This window comes from Stappia stellulata (assembly GCF_020176715.1).
Classification (GTDB): Bacteria; Pseudomonadota; Alphaproteobacteria; order Rhizobiales; family Stappiaceae; genus Stappia.
Genome location: NZ_JAIVMF010000002.1, coordinates 181,524 through 204,825, shown reverse-complemented (window position 1 = coordinate 204,825; position 23,302 = coordinate 181,524). Strand labels below are relative to the sequence as shown.

General features: G+C 66.0%; 26 protein-coding genes. 12 read left to right on the top strand and 14 right to left on the bottom strand.

Going from position 1 to position 23,302, the window contains the following annotated elements; translation table 11 throughout:
- Positions 1 to 17 precede the first annotated feature (17 nt).
- Entirely contained in the window at positions 18 to 1,178 is a 1,161-nt protein-coding gene (locus tag LC092_RS03965; protein WP_224805142.1) for a pyridoxal phosphate-dependent aminotransferase, read from the bottom strand.
- 307 nt (positions 1,179 to 1,485) lie between these two features.
- On the opposite strand from LC092_RS03965, the gene LC092_RS03960 reads away from it, so the two are divergent.
- The 6 genes from LC092_RS03960 (at position 1,486) to aat (ending at position 7,151) form a co-directional block, all read left to right on the top strand.
- Positions 1,486 to 2,934, top strand: coding sequence for a M48 family metalloprotease (locus tag LC092_RS03960; RefSeq protein WP_224805141.1), 1,449 nt, complete (start codon positions 1,486 to 1,488; stop codon positions 2,932 to 2,934).
- Between the two features lie 146 nt (positions 2,935 to 3,080).
- On the top strand, positions 3,081 to 3,863 hold the full coding sequence (locus tag LC092_RS03955) for a DsbA family protein (RefSeq protein ID WP_224805140.1): 783 nt from the start codon (positions 3,081 to 3,083) through the stop codon (positions 3,861 to 3,863).
- Between the two features lie 139 nt (positions 3,864 to 4,002).
- Positions 4,003 to 4,443, top strand: a complete 441-nt coding sequence (aroQ, locus tag LC092_RS03950; protein WP_224805139.1) for a type II 3-dehydroquinate dehydratase — start codon at positions 4,003 to 4,005, stop codon at positions 4,441 to 4,443.
- A 39-nt stretch (positions 4,444 to 4,482) separates the two neighbouring features.
- Positions 4,483 to 4,941: an acetyl-CoA carboxylase biotin carboxyl carrier protein gene (accB, locus tag LC092_RS03945; protein ID WP_224805138.1), complete on the top strand. Its 459-nt coding sequence runs from the start codon at positions 4,483 to 4,485 to the stop codon at positions 4,939 to 4,941.
- A 14-nt stretch (positions 4,942 to 4,955) separates the two neighbouring features.
- On the top strand, positions 4,956 to 6,305 hold the full coding sequence (gene accC, locus LC092_RS03940) for an acetyl-CoA carboxylase biotin carboxylase subunit (protein ID WP_224805137.1): 1,350 nt from the start codon (positions 4,956 to 4,958) through the stop codon (positions 6,303 to 6,305).
- A gap of 165 nt (positions 6,306 to 6,470) precedes the next feature.
- Positions 6,471 to 7,151, top strand: a complete 681-nt coding sequence (gene aat / locus LC092_RS03935) for a leucyl/phenylalanyl-tRNA--protein transferase (RefSeq protein ID WP_224805136.1) — start codon at positions 6,471 to 6,473, stop codon at positions 7,149 to 7,151.
- Positions 7,152 to 7,183: 32 nt separating this feature from the next.
- Here the strand turns inward: aat and parA are convergent, their stop codons facing one another.
- Entirely contained in the window at positions 7,184 to 7,831 is a 648-nt protein-coding gene (parA, locus tag LC092_RS03930; RefSeq protein WP_224805135.1) for a ParA family partition ATPase, read from the bottom strand.
- Positions 7,832 to 8,019: 188 nt separating this feature from the next.
- On the opposite strand from parA, the gene LC092_RS03925 reads away from it, so the two are divergent.
- Together LC092_RS03925 and LC092_RS03920 are read left to right on the top strand one after the other, a co-directional pair.
- Positions 8,020 to 8,718 (top strand): fumarylacetoacetate hydrolase family protein, encoded by a 699-nt coding sequence (locus LC092_RS03925; RefSeq protein WP_224805134.1) that lies wholly within the window; start codon positions 8,020 to 8,022, stop codon positions 8,716 to 8,718.
- Between the two features lie 42 nt (positions 8,719 to 8,760).
- Positions 8,761 to 9,555 carry a lysophospholipid acyltransferase family protein gene (locus tag LC092_RS03920; protein WP_224805133.1) on the top strand — a complete coding sequence of 265 codons (795 nt, stop codon included), beginning with the start codon at positions 8,761 to 8,763 and terminating at the stop codon, positions 9,553 to 9,555.
- A gap of 33 nt (positions 9,556 to 9,588) precedes the next feature.
- Here LC092_RS03920 and LC092_RS03915 read toward each other — a convergent pair whose 3' ends face one another.
- Positions 9,589 to 10,383, bottom strand: a complete 795-nt coding sequence (locus LC092_RS03915) for a Frag1/DRAM/Sfk1 family protein (RefSeq protein ID WP_224805132.1) — start codon at positions 10,381 to 10,383, stop codon at positions 9,589 to 9,591.
- Positions 10,384 to 10,681: 298 nt separating this feature from the next.
- On the opposite strand from LC092_RS03915, the gene LC092_RS03910 reads away from it, so the two are divergent.
- From LC092_RS03910 to LC092_RS03895, 4 genes are read left to right on the top strand one after another with little or no spacing between them, the layout of a single operon-like run.
- On the top strand, positions 10,682 to 10,945 hold the full coding sequence (locus LC092_RS03910) for an acyl carrier protein (RefSeq protein ID WP_224805131.1): 264 nt from the start codon (positions 10,682 to 10,684) through the stop codon (positions 10,943 to 10,945).
- Entirely contained in the window at positions 10,942 to 12,162 is a 1,221-nt protein-coding gene (locus LC092_RS03905) for a beta-ketoacyl-[acyl-carrier-protein] synthase family protein (RefSeq protein WP_224805130.1), read from the top strand. Before LC092_RS03910 ends, LC092_RS03905 begins: the two co-directional genes overlap by 4 nt.
- Before the next feature lie 10 nt (positions 12,163 to 12,172).
- The gene (locus LC092_RS03900; protein WP_224805129.1) at positions 12,173 to 12,595 is read left to right on the top strand and encodes a hypothetical protein; all 423 of its coding nucleotides are present in this window, start codon (positions 12,173 to 12,175) and stop codon (positions 12,593 to 12,595) included.
- On the top strand, positions 12,592 to 12,996 hold the full coding sequence (locus LC092_RS03895; protein WP_224805128.1) for a MaoC family dehydratase: 405 nt from the start codon (positions 12,592 to 12,594) through the stop codon (positions 12,994 to 12,996). The genes LC092_RS03900 and LC092_RS03895 overlap by 4 nt, the downstream gene beginning before the upstream one ends.
- A gap of 25 nt (positions 12,997 to 13,021) precedes the next feature.
- Here the strand turns inward: LC092_RS03895 and LC092_RS03890 are convergent, their stop codons facing one another.
- The 11 genes from LC092_RS03890 to LC092_RS03840 all read right to left on the bottom strand — a co-directional run bounded on the left by LC092_RS03890 (position 13,022) and on the right by LC092_RS03840 (position 23,155).
- Positions 13,022 to 13,903, bottom strand: a complete 882-nt coding sequence (locus tag LC092_RS03890; protein WP_224805127.1) for an EamA family transporter — start codon at positions 13,901 to 13,903, stop codon at positions 13,022 to 13,024.
- A gap of 1 nt (position 13,904) precedes the next feature.
- A complete protein-coding gene (gene wrbA, locus LC092_RS03885; RefSeq protein ID WP_224805126.1) occupies positions 13,905 to 14,558 on the bottom strand; it encodes an NAD(P)H:quinone oxidoreductase in 654 nt (217 codons plus the stop codon).
- Between the two features lie 105 nt (positions 14,559 to 14,663).
- Entirely contained in the window at positions 14,664 to 15,569 is a 906-nt protein-coding gene (locus LC092_RS03880; protein ID WP_224805125.1) for a LysR family transcriptional regulator, read from the bottom strand.
- A 123-nt stretch (positions 15,570 to 15,692) separates the two neighbouring features.
- Complete coding sequence (locus tag LC092_RS03875) at positions 15,693 to 16,073, bottom strand: rhodanese-like domain-containing protein (protein ID WP_224805124.1); 381 nt, start codon at positions 16,071 to 16,073, stop codon at positions 15,693 to 15,695.
- Between the two features lie 151 nt (positions 16,074 to 16,224).
- Positions 16,225 to 16,944 carry a ThuA domain-containing protein gene (locus LC092_RS03870; RefSeq protein ID WP_224805283.1) on the bottom strand — a complete coding sequence of 240 codons (720 nt, stop codon included), beginning with the start codon at positions 16,942 to 16,944 and terminating at the stop codon, positions 16,225 to 16,227.
- Positions 16,938 to 17,807 (bottom strand): NAD(P)-dependent oxidoreductase, encoded by an 870-nt coding sequence (locus LC092_RS03865; protein ID WP_224805123.1) that lies wholly within the window; start codon positions 17,805 to 17,807, stop codon positions 16,938 to 16,940. Before LC092_RS03865 ends, LC092_RS03870 begins: the two co-directional genes overlap by 7 nt.
- A complete protein-coding gene (locus LC092_RS03860) occupies positions 17,807 to 19,318 on the bottom strand; it encodes a sugar ABC transporter ATP-binding protein (RefSeq protein WP_224805122.1) in 1,512 nt (503 codons plus the stop codon). Before LC092_RS03860 ends, LC092_RS03865 begins: the two co-directional genes overlap by 1 nt.
- Positions 19,315 to 20,304, bottom strand: a complete 990-nt coding sequence (locus tag LC092_RS03855; protein WP_224805121.1) for an ABC transporter permease — start codon at positions 20,302 to 20,304, stop codon at positions 19,315 to 19,317. The genes LC092_RS03860 and LC092_RS03855 overlap by 4 nt, the downstream gene beginning before the upstream one ends.
- Positions 20,305 to 20,314: 10 nt before the next feature.
- Positions 20,315 to 21,289 carry an ABC transporter permease gene (locus LC092_RS03850; RefSeq protein WP_224805120.1) on the bottom strand — a complete coding sequence of 325 codons (975 nt, stop codon included), beginning with the start codon at positions 21,287 to 21,289 and terminating at the stop codon, positions 20,315 to 20,317.
- A 49-nt stretch (positions 21,290 to 21,338) separates the two neighbouring features.
- Positions 21,339 to 22,136: an SDR family NAD(P)-dependent oxidoreductase gene (locus LC092_RS03845; protein ID WP_224805119.1), complete on the bottom strand. Its 798-nt coding sequence runs from the start codon at positions 22,134 to 22,136 to the stop codon at positions 21,339 to 21,341.
- 74 nt (positions 22,137 to 22,210) lie between these two features.
- Positions 22,211 to 23,155 carry a sugar ABC transporter substrate-binding protein gene (locus LC092_RS03840; protein WP_224805118.1) on the bottom strand — a complete coding sequence of 315 codons (945 nt, stop codon included), beginning with the start codon at positions 23,153 to 23,155 and terminating at the stop codon, positions 22,211 to 22,213.
- Positions 23,156 to 23,302: the final 147 nt, after the last annotated feature.

The window sequence follows — 23,302 nt, the reverse complement described above, 5'->3', positions numbered from 1 at the left end:
GGCAGGCGCAGCCCGCCCTACTTGAGGCCGGGCAACCAGTCTTCCAGCCGGGTCATGGCCTTATCAATGACCTGGGTGTCGCCGGCGAAGGAAAACCGGATGTAGGAGCGACCGTTGACCGGATCGAAATCCGGTCCAGGCGTCGCGGCGATCCCGGCCTCCTCGAGCATCCGTTCCGCGAAGGCGACGCTGTCGTTGGAAAACGGCCGAACGCTCGCATAGCAATAAAAGGCACCGTCGACGGGCAGCATCTCGGTGAAGCCGAGCGCCGGGAGCCGCTGCAGCAGAAGCTCCCTGTTCCGTGCATAGCCGGCCTTGATCGCTTCGAGCTCCTCGGTTGCCTTGAAGGCGACGGCCGCAGCACGCTGGGAGAGTTCGGGCGGCGAGATATAGAGGCTTTGGGCAATGCGCTCGACCGGGCGCACCAGCGCCTCCGGCAGCACCATCCAGCCGATCCGCCAGCCGGTCATGCAGTAGTACTTGGAAAAACTGTTGAGGATGATCGCCTTGTCGCTATAGGCGAGCGCGGTTTCCTGCCGGCCGTTGAACACCAGCCCGTGGTAGATCTCGTCGGATAGGAACCAGAGCCCCATGTCGTCGCAGGCGGAAACCAGCGCCTTGAGCGCATCGGGCGTCATCATCGTGCCGGTCGGATTGGCAGGCGATGCGACAAGCACGCCCTTCAGCGGCGCCTCGCGGTGCGCCGCCTCCAGCAGTTCGGGCGTCAGCGCCCAGCGGGTGTCGGCGCCGACCTCGATCTCGACCGGAATGATTCCGAGCGCTTTCAGGATGTTGCGATAGGCGGGATAGCCGGGCGCGGTGATGGCGATGCGGTCGCCTGGATCGAACGCCGCCAGAAAGGCGAGATTGAACCCGGCGGAGGATCCCGTCGTCGCCAGGATGTGCCCGTCGGGCACGTCGACGCCGTAGGTGTCGCGGTAATGGGCGGCGATCGCCGTGCGCAGCACCGGCAGTCCCCGCGCTTCCGTATAGCCAAGGCGCCCGCCGGAAAGCGCTGCCTGCGCCGCCGCGATCACGCGCGCCGGCGCATTGGCGCCGGGCTGGCCGACCTCCATATGCAGAATTTCCCGGCCCGCGGCCTCCAGCGCATTGGCGCGCGCCAGGACATCCATTGCGAGAAAGGGCTCGACGGCGGATCGTCTGGAAGGCTGGGGCATCCTGAAGGACCTTTCTGGAAACGAGGGTGCCGAGCGCGTCAAAGCCCTCACCCGGGTGCGATTGCCAAGGTAACGCCGCATTCCCGACGTCTAAAGGACGCAACGGCGATTGCGGGCGCTGGCGGTTCGGTTGACCGCCGGGATCCGGCTCCCTACCCTCCCGGACCGGTCCTGTCCAGATCCGCGGTCCGGCGGCAACGGGGCGGGAGTGGGACCGCTTCGCCAGACGATGGCGCCAGGACCCGCCGGCGGCCATGGACAGGCCAGGCCGGACTTTGTGCCAGTTGCAGACGAGGATACCCGATCGATGACCCGTTGCCCTCCCGCGTCCGGACCAGCCATCCTCCGCGCAAGCAACCAGGATAGCGTCTCGCAGCCGCGCCGGCCGGCGCTGCGCCCGTCGCTGGGGCGCCGCGTCGCCAGTGTCGCGGCCGCCGCGCTGATCGGCATCACCTCCGCGCTGCAGCCGGCCCAGGCGCAAGGCGGGCTGCCGCTGGTGCGCGACGCGGAAACCGAGGAGCTGATGCGCGACTATGCCGCGCCGATCTTCGACGCCGCCGGCATCTCGCGCCAGCAGGTCGAGATCATCCTGGTCAACCGCAACGACTTCAACGCCTTCGTCGCCGACGCCCGGCGCATCTTCATCAACGTCGGCGTGATTCTCGACGCCGAGACCCCGGGCGAGGTGATCGGCGTCCTGGCGCATGAGACCGGCCACATCACCGGCAATCACCTTGTCCGCCTCCGCCAGGCGCTGGCGAATGCCCAGATCATGGCCGCCATCGGCGTGCTCCTCGGCGCGGGCGCAGCCGCCGCCGGATCGGCGGGCGGTGGCGCCGGCGCGGTGACCGCCGGTGCCGGACTGGCGCAGCGCACGCTTCTCGCCTATCGCCGGGGCGAGGAAGCGGTTGCGGACCGGGCCGCGCTGACATTCCTGGAAAAGACCGGGCAATCGGCCAAGGGCATGCTGAAGACCTTCAGCCGCTTTGCCGATCAAAGCCTGTTTTCCGCGCAATACACCGATCCCTATTCCATCAGCCACCCGATGCCGCGCGAGCGCCTCAACGCGCTGGAAACGCTGGCGCGCCAGAGCCGCTACTTCAACAAGCCGGCGGATCCCGCGCTCCAGGCCCGCCATGACCTGGTGCGCGCAAAGCTCCTCGCCTTCACCAGCCACCCCAATGTGGTTGCCCGCGCCTATCCGCGCTCAGACCGCTCGCTTGCCGCCGACTACGCCCGTGCGGTCGCGACCATGCGCACCAGCAGCCGGCGCGAGGCGGTGGAGGCCATCGACGCCCTCATCCGCCGCCAGCCCAACAATCCCTATTTTCATGAACTGAAGGGACAGGCGCTGCTGGAATCGGGCAATCCCAAGGCGGCCGTCGAGCCCTTCCGCCGCGCCGTTGCGTTGCGCCCGCGCGAGGGCCAGCTCAACATCTGGCTGGGCTTCGCGCTTGTGGCCTCCAACAGCAACAGCCTGCTGCCGGAGGCGGAACGCATCCTCAAGGCCGGCCTGCAGATGGACCCGAACTCGCCGATCGGCTATTCGCAGCTCGCCATCGCCCAAGGGCGGCAGGGCAAGACCGCGGAGGCGGATCTGTCGACCGCCCGCGGGTTGATGGCCCGCGGCGATTTCCGGGCGGCGAAACGCTACGCGGCGCGTGCACAAAAAAAATTGAAGCGCGGCACGCCCGCATGGCTACAGGCGGATGATATCGTGTCCTACAGTCCGCCGGATTTCGCGAAACGGCGCTAGTCGTAACACCCCATCGTGCCTGCATCCGTGCAAACGGCCCGGCACGGCGTCCGACATCCGACCGACCCTGCCCTTTGCATCGGTCCGGCATCACACATCGGGTCCTTGAGGCCCACGGGCCAAGCGCCCGTTTTCTGGAGACGCAGATGAAGACCATTTTCGCAACCGCCCTGACCGCGTCCCTGCGGCTTGCCATCCTGTCGCTGGCGACGGTTGTCCTGCTGCAGGCACCTGTGCAGGCGCAGGACGGCGTTCTGAAGCGTGGCGACGTCGAAACCATCGTCCGGGAGTATCTGCTGGAGAACCCGGAGATCATCCGCCAGGCGTTCGAGGAGCTCGAGCGACGCGAACTGGCAGCCGCGGACGCCGCTCGTGCAGAAGCCGTCTCCACCGTCTCCGACGTGCTGTTCAACTCCACCCGGCAGGTGGAGCTCGGCAACCCGGACGGCGACGTCACGCTGGTCGAGTTCTTCGACTACAACTGCGGTTACTGCAAGCGCGCCATGGCCGACATGATGCAGCTGCTGCAAGAAGACGACAAGCTGCGCGTCGTTCTCAAGGAGTTCCCGGTGCTGGGCGAGGGATCCGTGCAGGCGGCGCAGGTCGCGGTTGCAGTCAACGCGATCGCGCCCGAGAAATACCTGGAGTTTCACCGCGAGCTGATGGCCGCGCGCGGCCAGGCCAACCGCGCCTCGGCGCTTGAAGCCGCCGTGAACACCGGCCTTAAGGCCGACGCCGTGGAAACCGCAATGAACGACCCCGAGGTCCGGGCGACCATCGAGGAGGTCTACACGCTGGCCCGCCGGCTCGGCCTCAACGGCACCCCGGCCTATGTCGTCGGCGACGAGGTGCTGATGGGCGCGGTCGGATACGACCGGCTGAAGCAGGGCATCGAGGCCGCCCGCAACTGCGGCGAAGCGACCTGCTGAGGCGTCAGGGCCCGGCATCGGCGGCGAGCGAATGGCGCTCCCGGCAATGTCGGGTCTTTTCCTTGCCACGCGGAGTGCCTATAAGGGGCCGTGATCCTTGCGGCGCGTCGACTGCGGCGCGGCCCTTTGCGGAGAAGGCATGTCCGCTTCAGTCTTCGTTCTCAACGGTCCGAACCTCAACAGGCTCGGCACACGCGAACCGTCGACCTACGGCTCGGCGACGCTCGGCGATATCGAGCGCCTGTGCCGCGATGTCGGCGAGGATCTCGATCTCGAGATCGATTTCCGCCAGACGAACCATGAAGGAGTGCTTGTCGACTGGATCCAGGAAGCCGGAGACCTTGCCCAGGGGCTCCTGATCAATCCGGCCGCCTTCACCCATACCTCCGTCGCGGTTCACGATGCGATCCGGGCGGCGGAAATACCAACCGTCGAAGTGCATCTGTCCAACGTCTTCGCGCGCGAGGCATTTCGGCACCATTCCTACGTCTCGCCGGTCGCCCTGGGGGTGATCTGCGGTTTCGGCGCCACGGGCTACCGGCTCGCGCTGGAAGCGCTGTCAACCGTCATCAGGCCGTGACGCCGGCGTTCGCCAACCGAGAAAAGTTCAAGAAAGCCAATGTCGGACAAGAAAAACAAATTCGATCAGGACCTGATTCGCCAGCTCGCCGTGCTGCTCGACGAAACCAACCTGAGTGAAATCGAGCTCGAGCGGGACGATTTCCGCGTCCGCGTGGCCCGTCAGATCACCATCGAGGCTCCGGTCGCAGCACGTGCCGCCGCAGCGCCGGCGCCGGCCGCAGCCGCCGCTCCGGCCGAGGCGACCTCGGATCCGGCCGGCCATCCGGGCGCCGTGCCCTCGCCGATGGTCGGGACGGCCTATATGGCGCCCGAGCCCGGCGCACGTAACTTCATCGAGGTCGGCGACACGGTCGCCGCCGGCGATCCGCTGCTGATCGTCGAGGCGATGAAGACGATGAACCAGATCCCTGCTCCGCGTGCGGGTCGCGTCACGGCCATTCTGGTCGAGGACGGGCAGCCGGTGGAATACGGCGAGCCGCTGGTCATCCTCGAGTGACGGGGAGCCAGGCCATGTTTTCAAAGATCCTGATTGCCAACCGCGGCGAGATCGCGCTGCGCGTGCTGCGCGCCTGCAAGGAGCTCGGCATCCAGACGGTCGCGGTGCATTCCACGGCCGACGCCGATGCGATGCATGTGCGCCTGGCCGACGAAAGCGTGTGCATCGGTCCGCCGGCCGCGCGCGACAGCTATCTGAACATTCCCCAGTTGCTGGCCGCCTGCGAGATCACCGGCGCCGATGCCGTGCATCCCGGCTACGGCTTCCTGTCGGAAAACGCCCGTTTCGCGGAGATCCTGGAGGCGCACAAGATCGCCTTCATCGGCCCGACAGCTGAACACATCCGCATCATGGGCGACAAGATCGAGGCCAAGCTGACGGCGAAGAGCCTCGGCATTCCGGTGGTTCCGGGGTCCGATGGCGCGGTCACGCCGAGCGACGACGCCCATGCCATCGCCGCGGAGATCGGCTATCCGGTTCTCGTCAAGGCCGCCGCCGGCGGCGGCGGACGTGGCATGAAGGTGGCGCTGAGCGCAGCCGATCTCGACACGGCGCTCTCCACGGCCCGGTCCGAGGCGAAGGCCGCCTTTGGCGACGACGCGCTCTACATGGAGAAATACCTCGGCAAGCCCCGCCACATCGAAATCCAGGTGCTGGGCGACGGGCGCGGCAATGCGATCCATCTGGGCGAGCGCGACTGCTCCCTGCAGCGCCGGCACCAGAAGGTCTGGGAGGAGGCTCCCTCCCCGGCCCTGAATGCCGAAAGCCGCAAGAAGATCGGCGAAGTCGTCGCCGCGGCGATGCGCAAGCTCAAGTACCGGGGCGTCGGCACCATCGAGTTCCTGTATGAAAACGGCGAGTTCTATTTCATCGAGATGAACACCCGTCTCCAGGTCGAGCATCCGGTGACCGAGATGATCACCGGCATCGACCTGGTCAACGAGCAGATCCGCATCGCCTCGGGCGCCGAGCTGCAGATCCGCCAGGAAGACGTCACCTTCGAAGGTCACGCGATCGAGTGCCGGATCAACGCGGAAAATCCGCGCACCTTCGCGCCGTCGCCGGGCCGGATCAGCTATTATCACCCGCCGGGCGGTCTGGGCGTGCGCGTCGATTCGGGCGTCTATCAGGGCTACAAGATCCCGCCGCACTACGACAGCCTGATCGGCAAGCTGATCGTGCACGGTCGCAACCGCGTGGAGTGCATGATGCGGCTGCGCCGCTGCCTCGACGAGTTCGTGGTGGACGGGATCGACAGCACGATCCCGCTGTTCCGCGATCTGGTGGACAATCAGGACATCGCCAACGGCATGTATGATATCCATTGGCTCGAGAAATACCTGTCGGAAGACGGCACGAACTGAGGCCGTCGCGAAAGGGTCCGGGTGGCCGGAGCCAATCCGCTCACCCGGGCGATCCCGGGACCGCCTGACGCGACCGGCTGTCCCGAACCTCCCGGCCGACGCGCGGCGCGCGCGTACGGCCGGGCGAAGATCTGCATGGCGGCGCCGGCCGCCGGGAAGGATCCAATGGCCGCCAACACGTCCGATCAACTGGTCATCACACCGCAAGTGCTGTTGAAGGCCTATGCCTGCGGGATCTTCCCCATGGCGGAATCGGCGGAGGATCCGAACCTCTTCTGGATCGAGCCAGAACACCGCGGCGTCCTGCCACTTGATGCGTTCCACCTGCCCAAGCGGTTGCGCCGGACCGTGCGTCAGGATGTCTTTGAGGTACGGATCGACACCGACTTCCAGCAGGTGATCGACGGATGCGCCGAGCCGCAGGACGACCGGACGAAGACCTGGATCAATTCCGAAATCCGCCGGCTCTACGGCGCGCTTTTCGACATGGGCCACTGCCACACCGTCGAGGTCTGGCGCGAGGGACGGCTGGTCGGCGGGCTGTATGGCGTATCGCTGGGCGCGGCCTTTTTCGGGGAAAGCATGTTCTCGCGGGAACGCGATGCCTCAAAGGTGGCACTGGTCCATCTGGTGGCGCGCCTGATCGCCGGACATTACACGCTGCTCGACACGCAGTTCGTGACCGGTCACCTGTCGCAATTCGGCACGCGCGAAGTTCCCAAGGCCCGCTACGACCGCATGCTTGAATCGGCGCTTCACCGGCATGCCGATTTCCTGGCGCTTCCCGACCGTGTGAGCGGCGAGAAAGCCCTCTCGGTCCTGGACGCCACGGCCCGGCACGCCTGATCTCTCCACGGCCGCCGACACGAAAGAGCGGCTCAGCCGATGCCCAGGATTTCGGCAATTTCCGCCGCAAGGGCCGTGGTTTCCTCAGCCCCCTTGCCGCGCGCGTCCGTTTCCAGAACCGTCAGCCCCCGCCCCATCGACGCGGCAAACGCCGTCCGGTTGCCGAGCCGGGCAACAGCCGTGTGAAATCCGTGTTCGGAAATGGCGTCCAGCATTTCGGACGTGAGCGCCGCGCGCGGCGGCACCCGGTTGAGCACCACCAGCGCGTCGGTCCCTTCGCGCCGCGCGATCTCCACCGTCTGTCCGGTGGCCCAGATGTCGACCGGCGTCGGCTGAACCGGGATGGCGACGAGATTGGCCGCCTCGATGGCCGGGCGCACGTCGGAATCGGTCTTTGGCGGTGTGTCGACGATCACCACCCCGTGGTCGCGGGCGAGCGAGCGGGCTTCGCGCCGCGCGCCCCATCCGCTGGAGGTGCGGAAGGTCAGCCCGGTCTGGCGCTCGCCGAGCGCCTCTTCGCGCGCCTCGAACCACGTGCCGAGCGATCCCTGCGGGTCGACATCGATCAACGCCACGGGAAAGTCGCCGCGCCGCGCAAGCGCAACAGCAAGATGGGCCGCCAGCGTCGTCTTGCCGGACCCGCCCTTTTGCTGTGCAACGGAAACAATAGAACCGCTCATTCCACCCACCCCTGCTGGAAGCGCCAGTGTTGCACCGCAACAGCGCGATTACAATGGGCCGTCGGAGGGTCGCACGGCCTTACGGCGCTGGACCGGCAGAGCGATCTCACCTAAGAAATCAGGCATCCTTCCTCGCGTCCGCCACCGTCCTTCCGGCGGACCGCCGGCCCCCGTTCATGGAGATTGCGGTGACCTCGTTCGTCTTCCCTCCGGCACCTCGCCCCAGCGTCGCCATTTCAGGCAGCACCGAGCGCTTTCCGGTGCGCCGCGTGTTCTGCGTCGGCCGCAATTACGCCGCCCACGCCCGCGAGATGGGCAAGGACCCGGACCGCGAGCCGCCGTTCTTCTTCACCAAACCGGCAGATGCGGTCTGCGATGCCGGCGGTGCAATCCCCTACCCGCCCCTGACGAACGACCTGCATTTCGAGATGGAACTGGTGGTCGCCATCGGACAGGGCGGCAAGGACATCGCGCCGGACGCTGCGGAGGCGCATATCTGGGGCTATGGCGCGGGCATCGACCTGACCCGCCGGGACCTGCAGCAGCAGGCCAAGGACATGGGCCGCCCATGGGACTGGGCAAAGGGCTTCGACCTCTCGGCGCCCGTATCGCCGCTTGTCCCGGCAGACAAGATCGGGCATCCGACGAGCGGCCGGATTTCCCTTTCGGTCAACGGCGAGATCCGCCAGGACGCGGACCTTGCCGACCAGATCTGGCCGGTCCGCGACGTGGTCTCGATCTGCAGCCGCTCCGTCACCCTGGCGCCGGGCGACCTGATCTTCACCGGCACGCCGGCCGGGGTCGGCGCCATTTTGCCAGGCGACCGGCTGACCGGCTCGATTGCCGGCATCGCCGAGATCGCCATCACCATCGCGGTGCGCGCCTGAGGCGCAACGGCGAAGGACGGACACCGGCGGAGCGGGAGCACCATGACGACACCTGAAAGGTCCGCAGACCTCTCGGCTCCCGCGCTGCCGCCCCGCCGGACCAGCCTGTCGGTCATGATCCGTTCGCTGGCGTTTCTGGCGCTCGTGCTGGCGACCCTGATAGTGGTCGCCCCCTTCACCGTGCTGCTGGTCCTGCCGCGCCGCATGTGCCTGGCTATCGTCGGGCGCATCCTGAAATTCTGGCTGTGGGCGCTCAAGCTGCTGACCGGCCTTTCCTACGAGGTGCGCGGTCGCAAAAACCTGCCGCAAGGTCCCTGCCTCATCGCCTCCAAGCACCAGTCTGCCTTCGAGACGATCGCGTTGCAGGTCATTCTCGACGACCCGGCGATCGTGCTCAAACGCGAACTCACCTTCATACCCATCGCAGGGTGGACGATGTGGCGGCTGGATCATATCCGGATCAACAGGGCCGCCGGCGCGGCCGCCCTGATGAACCTGTTGCGCGACGCAAAAAAGCGCCTCAGCGACGGACGCAGCGTGGTGATCTTTCCCGAAGGCACCCGTCGCGTCCCGCTTGCACCGCCGGACTACAAGCCCGGCCTCGTCGCCCTCTACCGCTCGCTCAAGGTCGCTTGCGTGCCCGTGGCGCTGAACTCCGGCGTCTTCTGGCCACGGCGCAGCCTGTGGCGCTATCCCGGGCGCATCGTCGTGGAAATCCTGCCGCCGATCGCGCCTGGCCTGAAAACGACGGAGTTCGAGGCACAGCTTCAGGACGCGATCGAAAGCCGCAGCGCGGATCTGGCCCTTGCCGCCAAAGTGCCGACTGCAAACGGCTGAACCGGTCCCCGGCGACGTCGGCTGGTGGCGGATCTATCGACCGGCCGCCTGCGGCGAGACGCGCAGCGCGTGGAGAGACCGCCCGATAGCAAAGATATCGGGCGCGAAAAGCGCGAGATAGATGATGAAGGAGGAGATCGTGAGGATCTCCTGAACGGTATAGACGTAATAGATCGTGTATTCCGGCACCGGCAGCTCGATGCCCTTGATGGCGAAGAGCACCATGTAGAGGGCCGCCATGCCCGCCACGACCTGCGCTGCCCGCTTGCGCACCCGGCTCATATGCGGCAGAAGCGCGAAGGGGGCGTCGGGCGCGATATGGGCGGCGCTGGCGATCCGGGCGCAGAGGAAGCCGCTCGTGGCGATGGCACCGGCTTGTCCGACGAAAAACACGTAGCTACCGAGCATGTGAAGGTCGTGATTGTTTGCGAAGGTGTATTGGGTGCAAACGACCATCCCGGCGCTGCCCATGACCTGCAGGCCGATCGCCAGCCACACGCGCGCGGTCAGCGACCGGCGCAGCGCCGGCTCCTGCGCGAACCGGGTTTCGATCGCCAGCCGGTATCCATGGAAGATCGGAACCAGCGCCAGCAGGATCACGACCGTCACCGCCAGGATCATCATCGCGAAAGGCCCGCCGATGGCCGGATCGGAAATTGCGCGGCTAATGGTTGGAGCGCTATGCTGGACGTAGTCGGGGTGGCGCTGATAAAAGGACCAGCGAGCCCAAAACATCATTGGAATTTGAAACAGGGGAATGGCGACGACCGGCACGCTGAGCAACAATCCGAGAAGCACACCTTCGCCCGCTCCGCCACGTCGTGACATTCTCGCTCCTTCCCCGCATCCGAGACAGCCTGCTGCACATGCCGCAACCCGCGACCGACCATCCGATCTTCACCGTGCCGCACCGTCCCGGGCGCGCAACGGCTCGATTGATTGTGAATAGCGGACGAAACAATGCCATGACAAGACCGCTCGGCACGGCGGGCAGCGGGCCGGCCTTCGGAAAATCGCCGGCGACCTGCGGTTTTGTGGAAATTCGTTCTGGAACCGGGGCGCGCGACCTTTTATGACAGCCGACAAGAATTCGGAACATCAGGGAACAAGGCACGAGATGGAACAGATGGCCGAAGGGATTGATCCCGCGACGCTTGATCGCTTGCTGGATCTCGTCGCGAAGGAAGGCATGGTCGAGCGCGAGAAGCTCAAGGCCGATGCGACATTCGAGGAACTCGGCATCCAGTCCGCCGACATGGTCGTCGTCCTGATGGCGATCGAAGAGGAATTCGGTGTCTATATCCCCGTCGATGGCGACCTGGCGGATGCGGAGACGGTCGGGGACTTCCTGAAGGTTCTCGCGGCTCGTATGAAGGAAGACGCCGCGTGACACATCAAACACGCCGCATCGTCGTCACCGGCATGGGGGCGATTACGGCTGCCGGACGTGGAGTGGAAAGTCTCTGGAGCGCCGCGCGCGATGGACGCAGCGGTGTCTCGGAACTGCTTTTCGACCGCTATCCACGCCAGAGAATCACCAAGACCGCACATATCAAGGACTTCGATCCCGCCGATCACCTTTCGGCCCAGGAGATCAAGACCACCGACCGTTTCGCGCAGCTTGCGCTTGTCGCCGCCGAAGAAGCGTTGAAAAACGCCGGCATCGACACGGCCGCGCCGCTGGGCCCGCGCACCGGCGCGATCATCGGCTCAGGCATCGGCGGTGCCTGGACGACCGACAACGGCAACTACAGTTTCTACGTCACGCACGAGCGGCCCGACCTTCTGACCATCGCCAAGGTCATGCCGAACGCGGCCGCCTCGCAGGTGAGCATGCGCTACGGCGTGCGCGGACCCTCGCTTGCCATCTCCAGCGCCTGCGCCTCCGGCACCCAGGCGGTCGGCTACGGCCTTCAGATGATTCGCGCCGGCATCATCGACGCGGCCCTCGTCGGTGGCAGCGAGGCCCTGCTGACGCCCTCGACCTTCCGCGCGTGGGAAGTCCTGCGGGTAATGGCGCCCGAAGCCTGCCGTCCGTTCTCCGACAAGCGCAACGGCATGGTGCTCGGCGAAGGGGCCGCCGTGCTGATGATCGAGGAACTGGAACACGCGCTTGCCCGCGGCGCGACGCCGCTTGCCGAGATCGCGGGCTATGGCACGACCAGCGACGCGGCGGACCTCTTGCGGCCCACGGTCGAAGGCCCGGCCGGATCGATGACCGCAGCGCTTCAGGACGCCGGACTTGCTCCGGACGAGATCGACTACGTCAATGCCCATGGCACCGGCACGATCCTCAACGACATTTCCGAAACCCGCGCTCTCCGGCAGGTGTTCGGCGACCGGCTGTCCTTGCTCTCGGTCTCCTCGACCAAGCCGATCCACGGTCACGCCCTCGGCGCGGCCGGGGCCATCGAACTGGTCGTGACCGTCGAGGCGATGCGCGCCCAGATCGCGCCGCCGACGATCAACTGGCTGGCGCCCGATCCCAAGTGCGATCTCGATCCCGTTCCGAACGAGGCGCGCGCGCACCGGATTTCGGCGGCGCTCAGTAATTCCTTCGCCTTCGGCGGCATCAATGCCACCCTGGCGTTGCGCGCCATCACCTGAGGAAACACCCGTGTCCGACGCGCGTGCCCCGCAGTGGACCTCCCTGCCCGACGCGGTGCTCGACACCGCCGCCGACAGGGTCGACGCCTTCGCGCGCGCGCTTGCCGGAGGAGCGACCGGAACGGAGCCGAGCGATCAGGTTCCGGCGACCTTTGCGTTCACGGTCTTCGCCGGCGCGGAATCGGGCGGGCTGATCGAGGAGATCGCGCGCGAGCGCGGCGCCATGCTCGTGCACCAGGCCCAGGCGTTTACCTTTCACGTGCCGCTTGAGCGCAACCGCCGCTATCCGGTTGCCCTCGACTGGCATGCCAATCCCGACCGCGACGACCGGCTGGTGCTGCGCGGGCGGGTGCGCGGTGACGACGGCACGCTGCTGCAGGAGTTTACCGCCGACATCGTCTTGTATGTGAACCGCAAGGGGGACACCGCGTGAGCGACGCGCCGTCTTCCTTCACCGTCGGCGATCGGCTGCCGGATGGCCGTCCGCGCCACCTTCCGGCCTCCGACATCAGCGCCTATGCAGAGGCGTCGGGAGACCGCAACCCGATCCATCTCGACGCGTCTGCCGCGCGCGGCGTCGGCCTGCCCGGCACCATCGTGCACGGCATGCTGGTGATGGGACAGTTCGAGGCGACGCTGCGCGCCTGGCGGCCCGGTTTGACGCTGCACACTCTGCAGACCCGGTTCCTGAGGCCGCTTCCAGTCGGCGCGACCATCCATGTCGAGGGGCGCATCGCCAAGGTGCTCGACGAGCGTTCGGCAATCGTCCGTCTCAGCGTGCGCGATGACGAAGGCCATGCGATCTGCGTCGGCGACGCCACCGTCTCGGACTGACCCCCGATCTCCTTGCGGCCAGGCGTCACACCGCCCGTGCCGAATGCGGTAGACGGGCGGCGCGCCGTCCCGCGCTTTGGGCGGCCAAGACGCTTGCGATCACCACCAGCGCCCCGGCGATCTGCGCGCTTGAAAGCGTCTCGCCCAGCACACCCCATCCCAGGACCACCGCCGTAGCCGGGCTGAGGAAGCCCAGCGCCGAGGCCGGCCCCGGCTCCAGCCGCGCAAGGCCGCGAAACCAGAGATAATAGGTCAGTGCCGCGCCGATCAGACCGAGATAGACGAGACCTGCCAGGTTTTGCCCGCTCAATGCCGGCAAGGGCGGTTCGACCAAGAGCGCCAACGGCAGAAGCAGAAGCCCGCCGGCGGTCAGTTGCCATGCGGTGAAGGTCAAGAGCGGCACCGGCGGCTGCCACTTGCGGCTGAAGACGGTGCCGCCAGCCATGGCCGCTGCCCCGCCGAGACCGGCGAAAACGCCGACCGGATCGAGCGCCGCCGCCGGTCCGGCGACGAGCAGCGCCACGCCGCAAAGCCCGGCGAGCGCCGCCGCGACCGACAAGAGCGTGACCGGGCTGCCAAGGGCCGCGCGGGCGAGGAAAAGCACCAGCAGGGGCTGAACCGCGCCAAGCGTCGCCGCCACGCCGCCGGGAAGCCGATAGGCGGCGACGAAGAGAAGCGACCAGAACACCGCGAAGTTGAGCGCGCCGAGCACGAGGATCCGTCCGATCCATTCCGGCGGCGGCAGTTGGCGGACGACCGCAAGCAGCAACAGCCCCGCCGGCAGCGCCCGCAGGACGGCGAGCGTCAGCGGATGACCGGGCGGCAGCAGCTCGGTGGTGACGATATAGGTGCTGCCCCAGATGGCCGGGGCGAGCGCCGTTGCGAGTATATCGATGGGGCGCGCCATGTCAGACCCCCTCCAGAACCTGCGTCCTGTCGGCAGCAGGACCGCCGTCGGCCCGGCCGTGCAGTCGTTTGGCAAGGGCCGCGACATGCGCGCCCTGGAACCGCGCGCCGTCCAGATCGGTCACGCCCGGGACCCGCGATCCGTCGCCGCCGGCGATGGTGCCAGCGCCATAGGGCGACCCGCCGACCAGCGCATCCATCCGCGTCTGTCCGGCAAAAGTGTAGGGCAGCCCGGCGATGACCATGCCGAAATGCAGCAGGGGCACATGGAAGGTGAGGATCGCCGCCTCATGACCGCCGTGCTGCGATCCTGTCGAGGTGAAGACCGACCCGACCTTGCCGACGAGCGCATTGGTGGCCCACAACCCGCCGGCCTGGTCGATGAACTGCTTCATCTGCGCGGCCATGTTGCCGAAGCGTGTCGGCGTGCCGAACAGGATCGCGTCATAGGCTGGAAGATCGGCGACGGCGGCAACCGGCGTCTCGGTGTCGGCGATATAGCCGGCCTGATCGCGGATGTCGGCCGGAACCGTTTCCGGCACGCGCTTGAGATCGACGCTCACTCCGTGGACGCTTCGAGCGCCCTCGACGACCGCGCGGGCCATCTCTCGGATGTGGCCATAGCTGGAATAATAAAGAACAAGCATTCGGGTCATGACGATCTCTCCGCTCGCAATGTGTGATCGAGCGGGAGGATGCGCCGCGCCGGCGCCCCGAAACAGGGCCGCACGCGCAACTGATTTTTTACGTGGGTTGAAAAATCAAGGGCGCGACGGCCCGGTGCCGGCAAGGGCTTCCTCGACGAAGGAGAGGAAGGCGCGGGTCTTCGCATCCGCGCCCAGGCGCGCGGCGAGCACGGCAAAGACATGCCGGTCCGGCAACGCGTGATCGGGAAGAACGCGCTCCAGCCGCTTCGCCGCGACGGCCTCCCGGGCCAGAAACCCGGGAAGCGCGCCGATCCCCTGCCCGGCCTCGAGCATGTCTCTCAAAAACAGGCTGTTGGACACCGTATGGCGCGGCTGGATCGCCAATCGCTGTTCGACCGCTCCGTCCGACAGCGCCCAAACCGTTGCATGATCGGCGAGCGTGAAGGCGCAGATCTCGTGGTCCTTGAGATCCTCGGGCGTTTGCGGCCGCCCCTGCGCATCGAGATAGGCGGGAGACGCGTAAAGACGCTGGTCGACCGTTGCCAGCCGCCGCGCGACCAGCGAGGAATCCGGCAGCTCGGCCCGCACACGGATCGAGACGTCGTGGCCGCCCTCCACCATGTCGATCACCCGGTCGTCGAGGGTCAGGGCGATGTCGATGTCCGGATAGCGTGCGAGGAATGCCGGCAGCATCGGCGAGAGCACGGAAAGCCCGAAGGAGAGCGGGGCATTGACCTTGAGGCGCCCGCGCACGACGCCCGCACCGGCCCGAAGGGCTGCATCGAGCGCCCCGACCTCCTCCAGGATGCGCCGACATTCGTCATAATAGAGCTTGCCGTTGTCGGTGAGCGTCATGCTGCGGGTGGTGCGCGACAGCAGCACGCAGCCGAGGCTTTCCTCCAGCAGCCTGGTTTCGCGGCTCAGGAGCGCCGTGGACAGGCCGAGATCCTCGGCAGCGCGCGAAAAGCTGTTCAGTTCGACAATCCGGCAAAACGCCCGCATGAAGCTCAAGCGGTCCATGATGCGATACAGCCCCTTGGCAATTGATCCCCTGTCGCCAAGCTAACCGCAGATGGCCGCTCGCGCATGCAAAACCGGGAGGCGTCCCGGTCTTGCATGGGGCGCAAAAGGAAGGCCGGCGCCTCAGCCAGCGGTCATGCGCTTGGGCGCGCCGGTCGACATGTCCGTTCCAACGTAGGGCTGCCCGGCAGCCTTCCACGCGCCCATGCCGCCGCCCAGATGGGCGATCCGCTCGAAGCCGGCCTCCAGGCAGGCGCGCGCGGCCTTTTCCGAGCGCATCCCGGACCCGCAATGCAGGACGATGCGCTGGTTTGTATCGCGCGGCAGGAAGCTTGGATCGAAGAAGGCGATGGGCGAGAGCAACGCGCCCTCGATGTGCTCGATCATGAACTCCTGCGGGCTGCGCACATCGACAAGGACGATATCGCGCTGCGCCAAGGCTTTGCTCACCTCGTCCACATCCCAGGTCTCGAGCGTGGCGCCATTGACGGTTTCGGATTTCATATCGCAAGTCCTTTCAGGCTTGAAAAAGCGTCGGCCAGCGCCCGCGAGGGACGGCTGGCCGTGGGAGTTCCGCATTCCGGGCGAACCCGGGATCGGAAAACTTCTGAAAACCTGAATGTTCAATGCGACGAGAATATGCCCGTCCGGCGGTTTATCCGGCGAGCGCCTTGCCCTCGGCCGCCCAGACCGCGCCGCGTCGGATGATCTCGGTGACCTGCGGCACCTTGAGGTCGTCCAGCGTATGGCCGATGGAACAATAAAACACCCGCCCCTTGTCCCAGCGCCGCTTCCATACGACAGGGATCACCGTTCCCTCGATCCACCACAGGTGATCGCCGGAAAACGTCGTGGTCGCCAACACCTCGTTGGACGGGTCGACCAGCATGTAATATTGCTCCGAATGCAGGCGGAAGCTCTTGATGCCCTGAACGATCGGATCGCCGGGACGGGTGATCGTCACGTCATAGTCGACGAAATCGTCCGACGGCACCGGATTGTCGGGCCAGCCGGGGGGATGCGCCACGAATTGCCCGCCGATCAGGAAGTGATAGGTCGGCCGGTCGCGAAAGGCATCGCCCATATGCCCGTGCCATCCGGCGATGCCGCAGCCATTGGCGACGAGCTGCAGGAGGCCATCCTCCTCCGCCTTGGTCATATTGCCAAACTCGGGCCGATGCGCCGAGCGCGCCGACGACCAGATCGGGACGATCAGGTCGACATCGCCAAGGCTTTCCGGATCGGCCAGCGGCGCAAGCGTCTGGTGGACCGCGACCTCGAACCCCTCCTTGCGCAACAGGTCCTCGCACCAGTCGGAAAATGTGGTGGGCGCATGCCCTTCCCAACCGCCGACGAACAAAACCGCCTTCATGATTTTTCCCCCCGCATGAAACTCACCATTGCCGCCATGTCGCGACCCGAATAGCCTTGCGTCTCCGCCGCGCGCAGCTTCTCGAGCGTGACCCGTCCCTGCGGCATGGCGACGCCAAGCGTCTCGGCGAGCGTCGCCGTCACCTCCATGTCCTTGCGCGCCAGTGCTACGGTGAAGGTGACAGCATGGGCCGCCTCGTCGAGATAGAGCGGCCGGCGGTAGGTGAGCATCGGTGCGCAGGCGGCCGAGGCCTCGATGGCGTCGAAGGCAAGCTCCGGCGCGATGCCGGAGGCTCCCGTGAGGCTCAGCGCCTCGGCAAGGGTCTGGTTGAGGCCGTGAATGAGCGAATTGACGGCAAGCTTCATCACCGCCCCCGCCCCCGGCCGACCCAGCCAGACGGTCTTGCGGCCGAGCACGTCGAACAGCGGCTGAAGATCGCCGGCCTCCGCCTCACGGCATCCCGCCATGATCATCAGCGTGGCATCGGCGGCGGCCTGCGTCGCACCGGACACCGGCGCATCGATCACGCGTGTCCCCGCCGGCGCCGCCGCGCCCAGCGCTTCGATATGCGCCGGGCTCATCGTGCCCATTTCCACGAACCAGCGTGCGCCGCGCCCAGCGAAAAGCCCGTCCGGCGCCGCATGCACGGCCAGCGAGGCCGCATCGTCGGCCAGCATCGTCACGACGACCTCCACCACTTCTGCAAGCTCGCGCGGGGTCGCCGCAACCGCGCATCCGATCTCAGCTGCCAGTGCCTCCGCCTTGTCGCGCGAGCGGTTCCACAGCGTCACGTCATGGCCGGCGCGCGCGAGATTGCGCGCCATATGCGCCCCCATTCGGCCGAGGCCGGCAATCCCGACGCGCATCACGCCACCTTGTCGGCGCGAATGCCCGAGATCGCCTGGACGAGATTGTCTTCCGTCACTTCGGCCGCGGTAAATTCACGGATGATCTCGCCGCTGTACATGGCGATCACCCGGTCGGAGACATGCAGCACCTCCGGCATTTCCGACGAGATCACGATCACCGCATAGCCACTGCGGGCAAGCTCGCGGATCAGGTTGTGGATCTCCGCCTTGGAGCCGACATCGATGCCGCGCGTCGGTTCGTCGACAATCAGCACATTGGGCCGCATCGCCAGCCACTTGCCGATGACGATCTTCTGCTGGTTGCCGCCGGAGAGATTGCCCACCGCCTGGCGCCAGCTCGGCGTCTTGATCTCCAGCCGGTCACGGTACTGTTCGAAGATCGCCAGTTCCGCGCCGTCCGACACGAACGGTCCGGCGGTGAGATCATCGACCTGCGGCAGGGTGATGTTGTCGCGGCAGTTCATGCCGAGCACCAGCCCCTGCTCCTTGCGGCTTTCCGGGACCAGCGAAATGCCGTTGGCGATCGCATCGACGGGCGAGGAAATGCGCACCTCCTTGCCTTCCAGCAGGATCGTTCCGGCACTTGGCGTGCGCAGGCCGAACAGCGTTTCGGCGATCTCCGTCCGCCCCGCGCCGACAAGGCCGTAGAAGCCGACCACCTCCCCGGAGCGAACGTTGAAGGTGATGTCACGGTAGAGCGACCCGCAGGACAGTCCGCGCACCTCCAGCGCCACATCGCCGAACTCGACCTGCGCTTCATTGCGGGAGAGATCGAGGCTGCGCCCGATCATCAGCTGGGTGACCTCGTCCTCACTGGTTTCCGCCGTCACCAGCGTTCCGCGATAGGTGCCGTCGCGCAGCACGCTGATGCGGTCGGAGATCGTGAAGATCTCCTCCATCCGGTGCGAGATGTAGACAATGCCGACGCCGCGCGCCTTGAGGTCGCGGATGATGTCGAAGAGCACCACCTTTTCCGCATCCGTGAGCGAGGCCGTCGGCTCGTCGAAGATCACCGCCTTGGCATTGACGGTCAGCGCGCGGGCGATCTCCACCATCTGCTTGTTGGCGATCGACAGGTCGCTGACGCGGGTTTGCGGACCGAACTTGCAATTGAGCCGTTTCAGGATCTCGCCGGCCTTGGCGTAGAGTGTCTTCCAGTCGACGCGACCGAAACTCTTGGTCGGCAACTCGCCGAGGTAGATGTTTTCCGCCGCCGACATTTCCTCCGCCAGGCTGAGCTCCTGGTGGATCAGCACCACGCCCTTGGCCTTGGCCTCCAGCGGCGTGCGCATCACCACCTCGTTTTCCTCGATGAAGATGCGCCCCTCGTTCGGCTGATGCATGCCGGCGAGCGTTTTCATCAGGGTCGACTTGCCGGCGCCGTTCTCGCCGAGAAGCGCGTGAACCTCGCCGGGCAGCACCTCGAAGCTGACGCCATCGAGCGCGCGCACGCCGGGAAACGTCTTGACGATGCCCTCGAGCCGCAGGGCCGGGATCGGCGCCATCATATCTTCAACTCCTGTTTGCCGCGACGGTTGAGCTGCTTGTCGAGGAACAGCACCGCGATCAGGATCACGCCGAGAATGACGAGAACGTAGAAGGCCGGCACCTGCATCAGGTTCATGCCGTTGCGCAGGATGCCGATGGCAAGCACGCCGCCGAAGGTGCCGATGATATTGCCGGCGCCGCCGGTGAGTTTGGTGCCGCCGAGCACGGTCGCGGTGATCACCCAAAGCTCGTAGTCGCGCCCGAGATTGGGCGTCGCCGCGCCCATCTGCGACGACAGCGTGACCCCGGCAAGGGCGGCGAAGAAGCCGACGATCATGAAGTTGATCATCATGTGCGGCCCGACGCGAATGCCGGCATTGACCGCCGCTTCCCGGTTGCCGCCGACCGCATAAGTGTTGCGCCCGTGCACCGTGCGCGACAGCAGCAGGTGGGTCACCACGGTAAAGACCAAAAAGAGCACGGCGAGCGTCGGCAACGGGCCGACCGAGCTTGAGCCGAAGTCGGAATAGGCGAAATTCGAGGCGAAGAAGGATTCCTCGCGGGTGTAGATGAAGACCAGCCCGCGCACGCCGATCATCGCCCCCAGCGTGACGATGAAGGCATCGACGCCCGTCTTCCAGACGATGAAGCCGTTGAGCGCGCCGAGCGCGATGCCGGCCGCCAGGGCCGTCGCCACGGCGGGAAGGATCGCCCAGTTGCCCCAGGTCGCGAAAACACCCCAGCTTTGCAGGTCGACGGCGAGGCTCGCGGCCAGCGCGACGACGGCCCCGACGCTCAGGTCGATGTTGCCGTTGATCATGACGAGCGTCATGCCCAGCGCGATCAGCCCGATGGTCGACGTCTGGACGAGGATGTTCCGGAAGTTCTGCAGGTCGAAGAAGTACTCGTTCGAGACACTGAAGAACACGAAGATGATGACGATGAACCCCCAGATCGGATTGCGCATCAGCCATGTCGCGAAAGCGTTTTTCGAGGTATCGGCCATGGGTTCCTCCTCAGGCGATCGGCGACAGCAGCCGGCCGCGTTTCGCCGCGATGTCGAGCCAGACCGCAAGAATGATGACCACCCAGGTCACGAGCCACTGGGCGTAGTAGGGAAAGCCCATGAGCAGAAGTCCATTCTGGATGAAACCGAGAATGAGCACGCCGATCACGGTCTTCAGGATGTTGCCCGACCCGCCGAGAAGCGAGGTGCCGCCGAGAATCACGCCGGCGAGCACCAGCAGCTCATAGCCCTGGCCGACGTTGTTCTGGCTGCCCATCACCCGGCTGCCCAGGATCAGCGCGGCAAGTCCGGTGGTGAAGGCGGAAATCAGATAGGTGGAAAACACCAGTCGGGAGCGGCGGATACCGGAGAAGACGGCGGCCGTGGGATTGCCGCCGACGGCATAGACCCGGCGCCCGAAGGGCGTATAGGCCATCACCACATGCATGAAGAGCGCAAGGCCCAGGAACATCAGGATGGGGGTTGCGATGCCGAGGATGTGGCCGCGCCCGAAAATGGCGAACCACGTCGTTTCCTGATCGAGAATGTCGACGTTCTTGCCGCCGGTGTAGATCAGGGTGAGCCCCTGGATCGCCGACAGCATGCCGAGCGTGACGATCAGCGAGTTGAGCCGCGCCACCCCGACGAGAAACCCGTTGATCGCCCCGAGCACGAGCGTCGCGGCCAGCATCACGACAATGGCCAGTTCCGGGCCGATCTTGTCGTGCAGGTCGACGACCAGAACGGTCGAGAACGACAGCATCGATCCGACCGACAGGTCGAGGTTTCCCCCGATCACCACCACCGTGACGCCGATGGCCATGACGCCGATGATGGCCGCCTGACGGATGACGGTCTCGAGATTCTCAGGTGTCAGGAAACGATCGCTGAACACCGCGAAGCCGACAAGGAATATGGCAAAGGCGATCAGGATGCCCTGCCGGGCGAGCAGATCGCCGATGGATTTCAGGCGTGGGTCCGCCATCCGGTTTTCCTCCCCATAGGTCCCGCCGGTCTTTGCGGCGGTTTCGGCGTCAGACCAATGTCATGCCGCCGTCAATCATGACGATTTGGCCCGTCATATAGTCGCTGTCGCGCGACGCCAGAAATGTCGTCGTTCCGGTGATGTCGGCCGGGGTCGCGACCCGCCCCTTGAGGATCTCGGAGGAAAACTCCTCCATCGCCTGGCCGGGGCGCTCCGATGCGCCGATCGCCATGAGATCGCGGTCGACCTCCTCCCACATCTCGGTCGCGACCACGCCGGGGGCAAACCCCGTCACCGTAATATCGTGTCGCGCAAGATCCCGGGCCCCCGACTGGGTCAGCGAGACCACCGCCCATTTGGACGCGCAGTAGGGCGCCACATTGTCGAACCCCTGGCGGCTGGCGATCGAGGCGGTGTTGACGATCTTGCCGCCCCCGCCCTGGGCGATCATCTGCCGCGCGGCCTCCTGCATGCCGATGAGAACGCCGAGACCGTTCACATCCATGATGAACCGCCAGTTCTCCTCGGTCACATCCAGGAAGTTCATCGGCCGGTTGACGCCGGCATTGTTGAACTTCACATCGACGCGGCCGAACGCATCGGCGACGCGCGCGATCATGTCGCGCACCTGGTCGCGCTTCGACACGTCGACTACGGCGGCCATAACCTTGCCACCGCCTGCAGCCGCCCGTTCGGCGTTTTCCCCCGCCACATGCGCGGCCTTTTCGCCGTTGATGTCGGCGAAACAGACGTCCGCCCCTTCGTCCAGCAGCGCCTCGCCGATCGCCCGGCCGATGCCCTGCGCTGCGCCCGTCACCAGACAGGCGCGCCCCGAGACACGTCCCATGACGCCTCCCCCGTTTGTTCGCTCGAAAGGAAAAGGCGCGGACCCGAACGGGGCCCGCGCCAAAGGTGGGAGGGTCAGAAGACGGGCTTGTCGAACTCGTCCATGTTCGCCTTGGTGATCTTCGGCGTGTCGAAGTAGTTGAGGGCCGGAACGTCTTTGCCGGCGAGCACGTCGAGCGCGGTCTTCAGCGCGGCTTCGGCATCATCGACCGGGGACTGGTAGATCGAGCCGTAATATTCGCCACGGGCCATCGCCTCGTAGCCGACGGCGAAGTTGGTCGCGCCCACGAAGGCGATGTCGCCGGCCCGTCCGGCCGCCTTGGCCGCATTCAGCGCGCCGACGCCCATGTTGTCGTCGCCGGCATAGACGCCGTCGATCTCGTCGTACTTCACGAGGAAGCTTTCCATCACGCGCTGGGACTTCTCGCGGTTCCAGTCGCCCGGCTGGGTTTCCATCAGTTCGACATCCGGGCAGACCTCCGGAAGACGGTCCTCGAAACCCTTGGCCCGCTCGATGGCGGTCGTATAGCCCGGCTGGCCGGAGATCTGGACGATCTTGCCCTTGCCGTCGAGCCCCTCGCACATCAGTTCGGCCGACCGGGCGCCCTGCGTGATGTTGTCGGGACCGGAGAAGGAGGCGATGAACTGAAGGCCTTCCTCGGCGATGTTGGAGTTGGTGACGATCACCGGAATGCCGGCCTGATGCGCCTTGCGGACCGCCGGGACGACGGCCTTGCCGTTGGTCGGCCAGATGATGATGGCGTCGACGTTCTGCTGGATCAGGTCCTGAATCTGGGCGATCTGGCGGGCGACGTCGCCGCCGGCATCGAGCACGACCGCCTCGACGTTCTCGTTTTCATCGGCGGCGGCGATGAACGCCTTCTCGTAGGTCGTCTGATAGCTGTCGACCCCGACGTTGTTCTGCGTGATGCCGATCTTGTAGGTCTCGGCCTGTGCGACACCGGAAGCGCCGATGAGAGCGGTGGTCGCGACGAGCGCGGCTGCGAGCTTGAGCGTCATAAGGTGTTTCCTCCCTTGGAAAATCTGTCGTGCTGATTGCGCCTCGTCCTCCAGGGCCAGGGATTTTCGTCCCGTGCAATCAGATACCAAGATCATTCTCCCGACGTCGTTCTCATACCGCACAATTTTTGTCCATTATGGATGTTT

Excerpts from the sequence above, each read along its gene's own strand:
- accB (WP_224805138.1), top strand. The coding sequence starts at position 4,483 with ATGTCGGACAAGAAAAACAAATTCGATCAGGACCTGATTCGCCAGCTC.
- LC092_RS03965 (WP_224805142.1), bottom strand. The coding sequence starts at position 1,178 with ATGCCCCAGCCTTCCAGACGATCCGCCGTCGAGCCCTTTCTCGCAATG.
- LC092_RS03855 (WP_224805121.1), bottom strand. The coding sequence starts at position 20,304 with ATGGCCGATACCTCGAAAAACGCTTTCGCGACATGGCTGATGCGCAAT.
- aat (WP_224805136.1), top strand. The coding sequence starts at position 6,471 with ATGGCCGCCAACACGTCCGATCAACTGGTCATCACACCGCAAGTGCTG.
- parA (WP_224805135.1), bottom strand. The coding sequence starts at position 7,831 with ATGAGCGGTTCTATTGTTTCCGTTGCACAGCAAAAGGGCGGGTCCGGC.
- LC092_RS03910 (WP_224805131.1), top strand. The coding sequence starts at position 10,682 with ATGGCCGAAGGGATTGATCCCGCGACGCTTGATCGCTTGCTGGATCTC.
- LC092_RS03850 (WP_224805120.1), bottom strand. The coding sequence starts at position 21,289 with ATGGCGGACCCACGCCTGAAATCCATCGGCGATCTGCTCGCCCGGCAG.
- wrbA (WP_224805126.1), bottom strand. The coding sequence starts at position 14,558 with ATGACCCGAATGCTTGTTCTTTATTATTCCAGCTATGGCCACATCCGA.
- LC092_RS03845 (WP_224805119.1), bottom strand. The coding sequence starts at position 22,136 with ATGGGACGTGTCTCGGGGCGCGCCTGTCTGGTGACGGGCGCAGCGCAG.
- LC092_RS03875 (WP_224805124.1), bottom strand. The coding sequence starts at position 16,073 with ATGAAATCCGAAACCGTCAATGGCGCCACGCTCGAGACCTGGGATGTG.
- LC092_RS03915 (WP_224805132.1), bottom strand. The coding sequence starts at position 10,383 with ATGTCACGACGTGGCGGAGCGGGCGAAGGTGTGCTTCTCGGATTGTTG.
- aroQ (WP_224805139.1), top strand. The coding sequence starts at position 4,003 with ATGTCCGCTTCAGTCTTCGTTCTCAACGGTCCGAACCTCAACAGGCTC.
- LC092_RS03880 (WP_224805125.1), bottom strand. The coding sequence starts at position 15,569 with ATGGACCGCTTGAGCTTCATGCGGGCGTTTTGCCGGATTGTCGAACTG.
- LC092_RS03860 (WP_224805122.1), bottom strand. The coding sequence starts at position 19,318 with ATGATGGCGCCGATCCCGGCCCTGCGGCTCGAGGGCATCGTCAAGACG.
- LC092_RS03865 (WP_224805123.1), bottom strand. The coding sequence starts at position 17,807 with ATGCGCGTCGGGATTGCCGGCCTCGGCCGAATGGGGGCGCATATGGCG.
- LC092_RS03920 (WP_224805133.1), top strand. The coding sequence starts at position 8,761 with ATGACGACACCTGAAAGGTCCGCAGACCTCTCGGCTCCCGCGCTGCCG.
- LC092_RS03890 (WP_224805127.1), bottom strand. The coding sequence starts at position 13,903 with ATGGCGCGCCCCATCGATATACTCGCAACGGCGCTCGCCCCGGCCATC.
- LC092_RS03840 (WP_224805118.1), bottom strand. The coding sequence starts at position 23,155 with ATGACGCTCAAGCTCGCAGCCGCGCTCGTCGCGACCACCGCTCTCATC.
- accC (WP_224805137.1), top strand. The coding sequence starts at position 4,956 with ATGTTTTCAAAGATCCTGATTGCCAACCGCGGCGAGATCGCGCTGCGC.
- LC092_RS03955 (WP_224805140.1), top strand. The coding sequence starts at position 3,081 with ATGAAGACCATTTTCGCAACCGCCCTGACCGCGTCCCTGCGGCTTGCC.
- LC092_RS03960 (WP_224805141.1), top strand. The coding sequence starts at position 1,486 with ATGACCCGTTGCCCTCCCGCGTCCGGACCAGCCATCCTCCGCGCAAGC.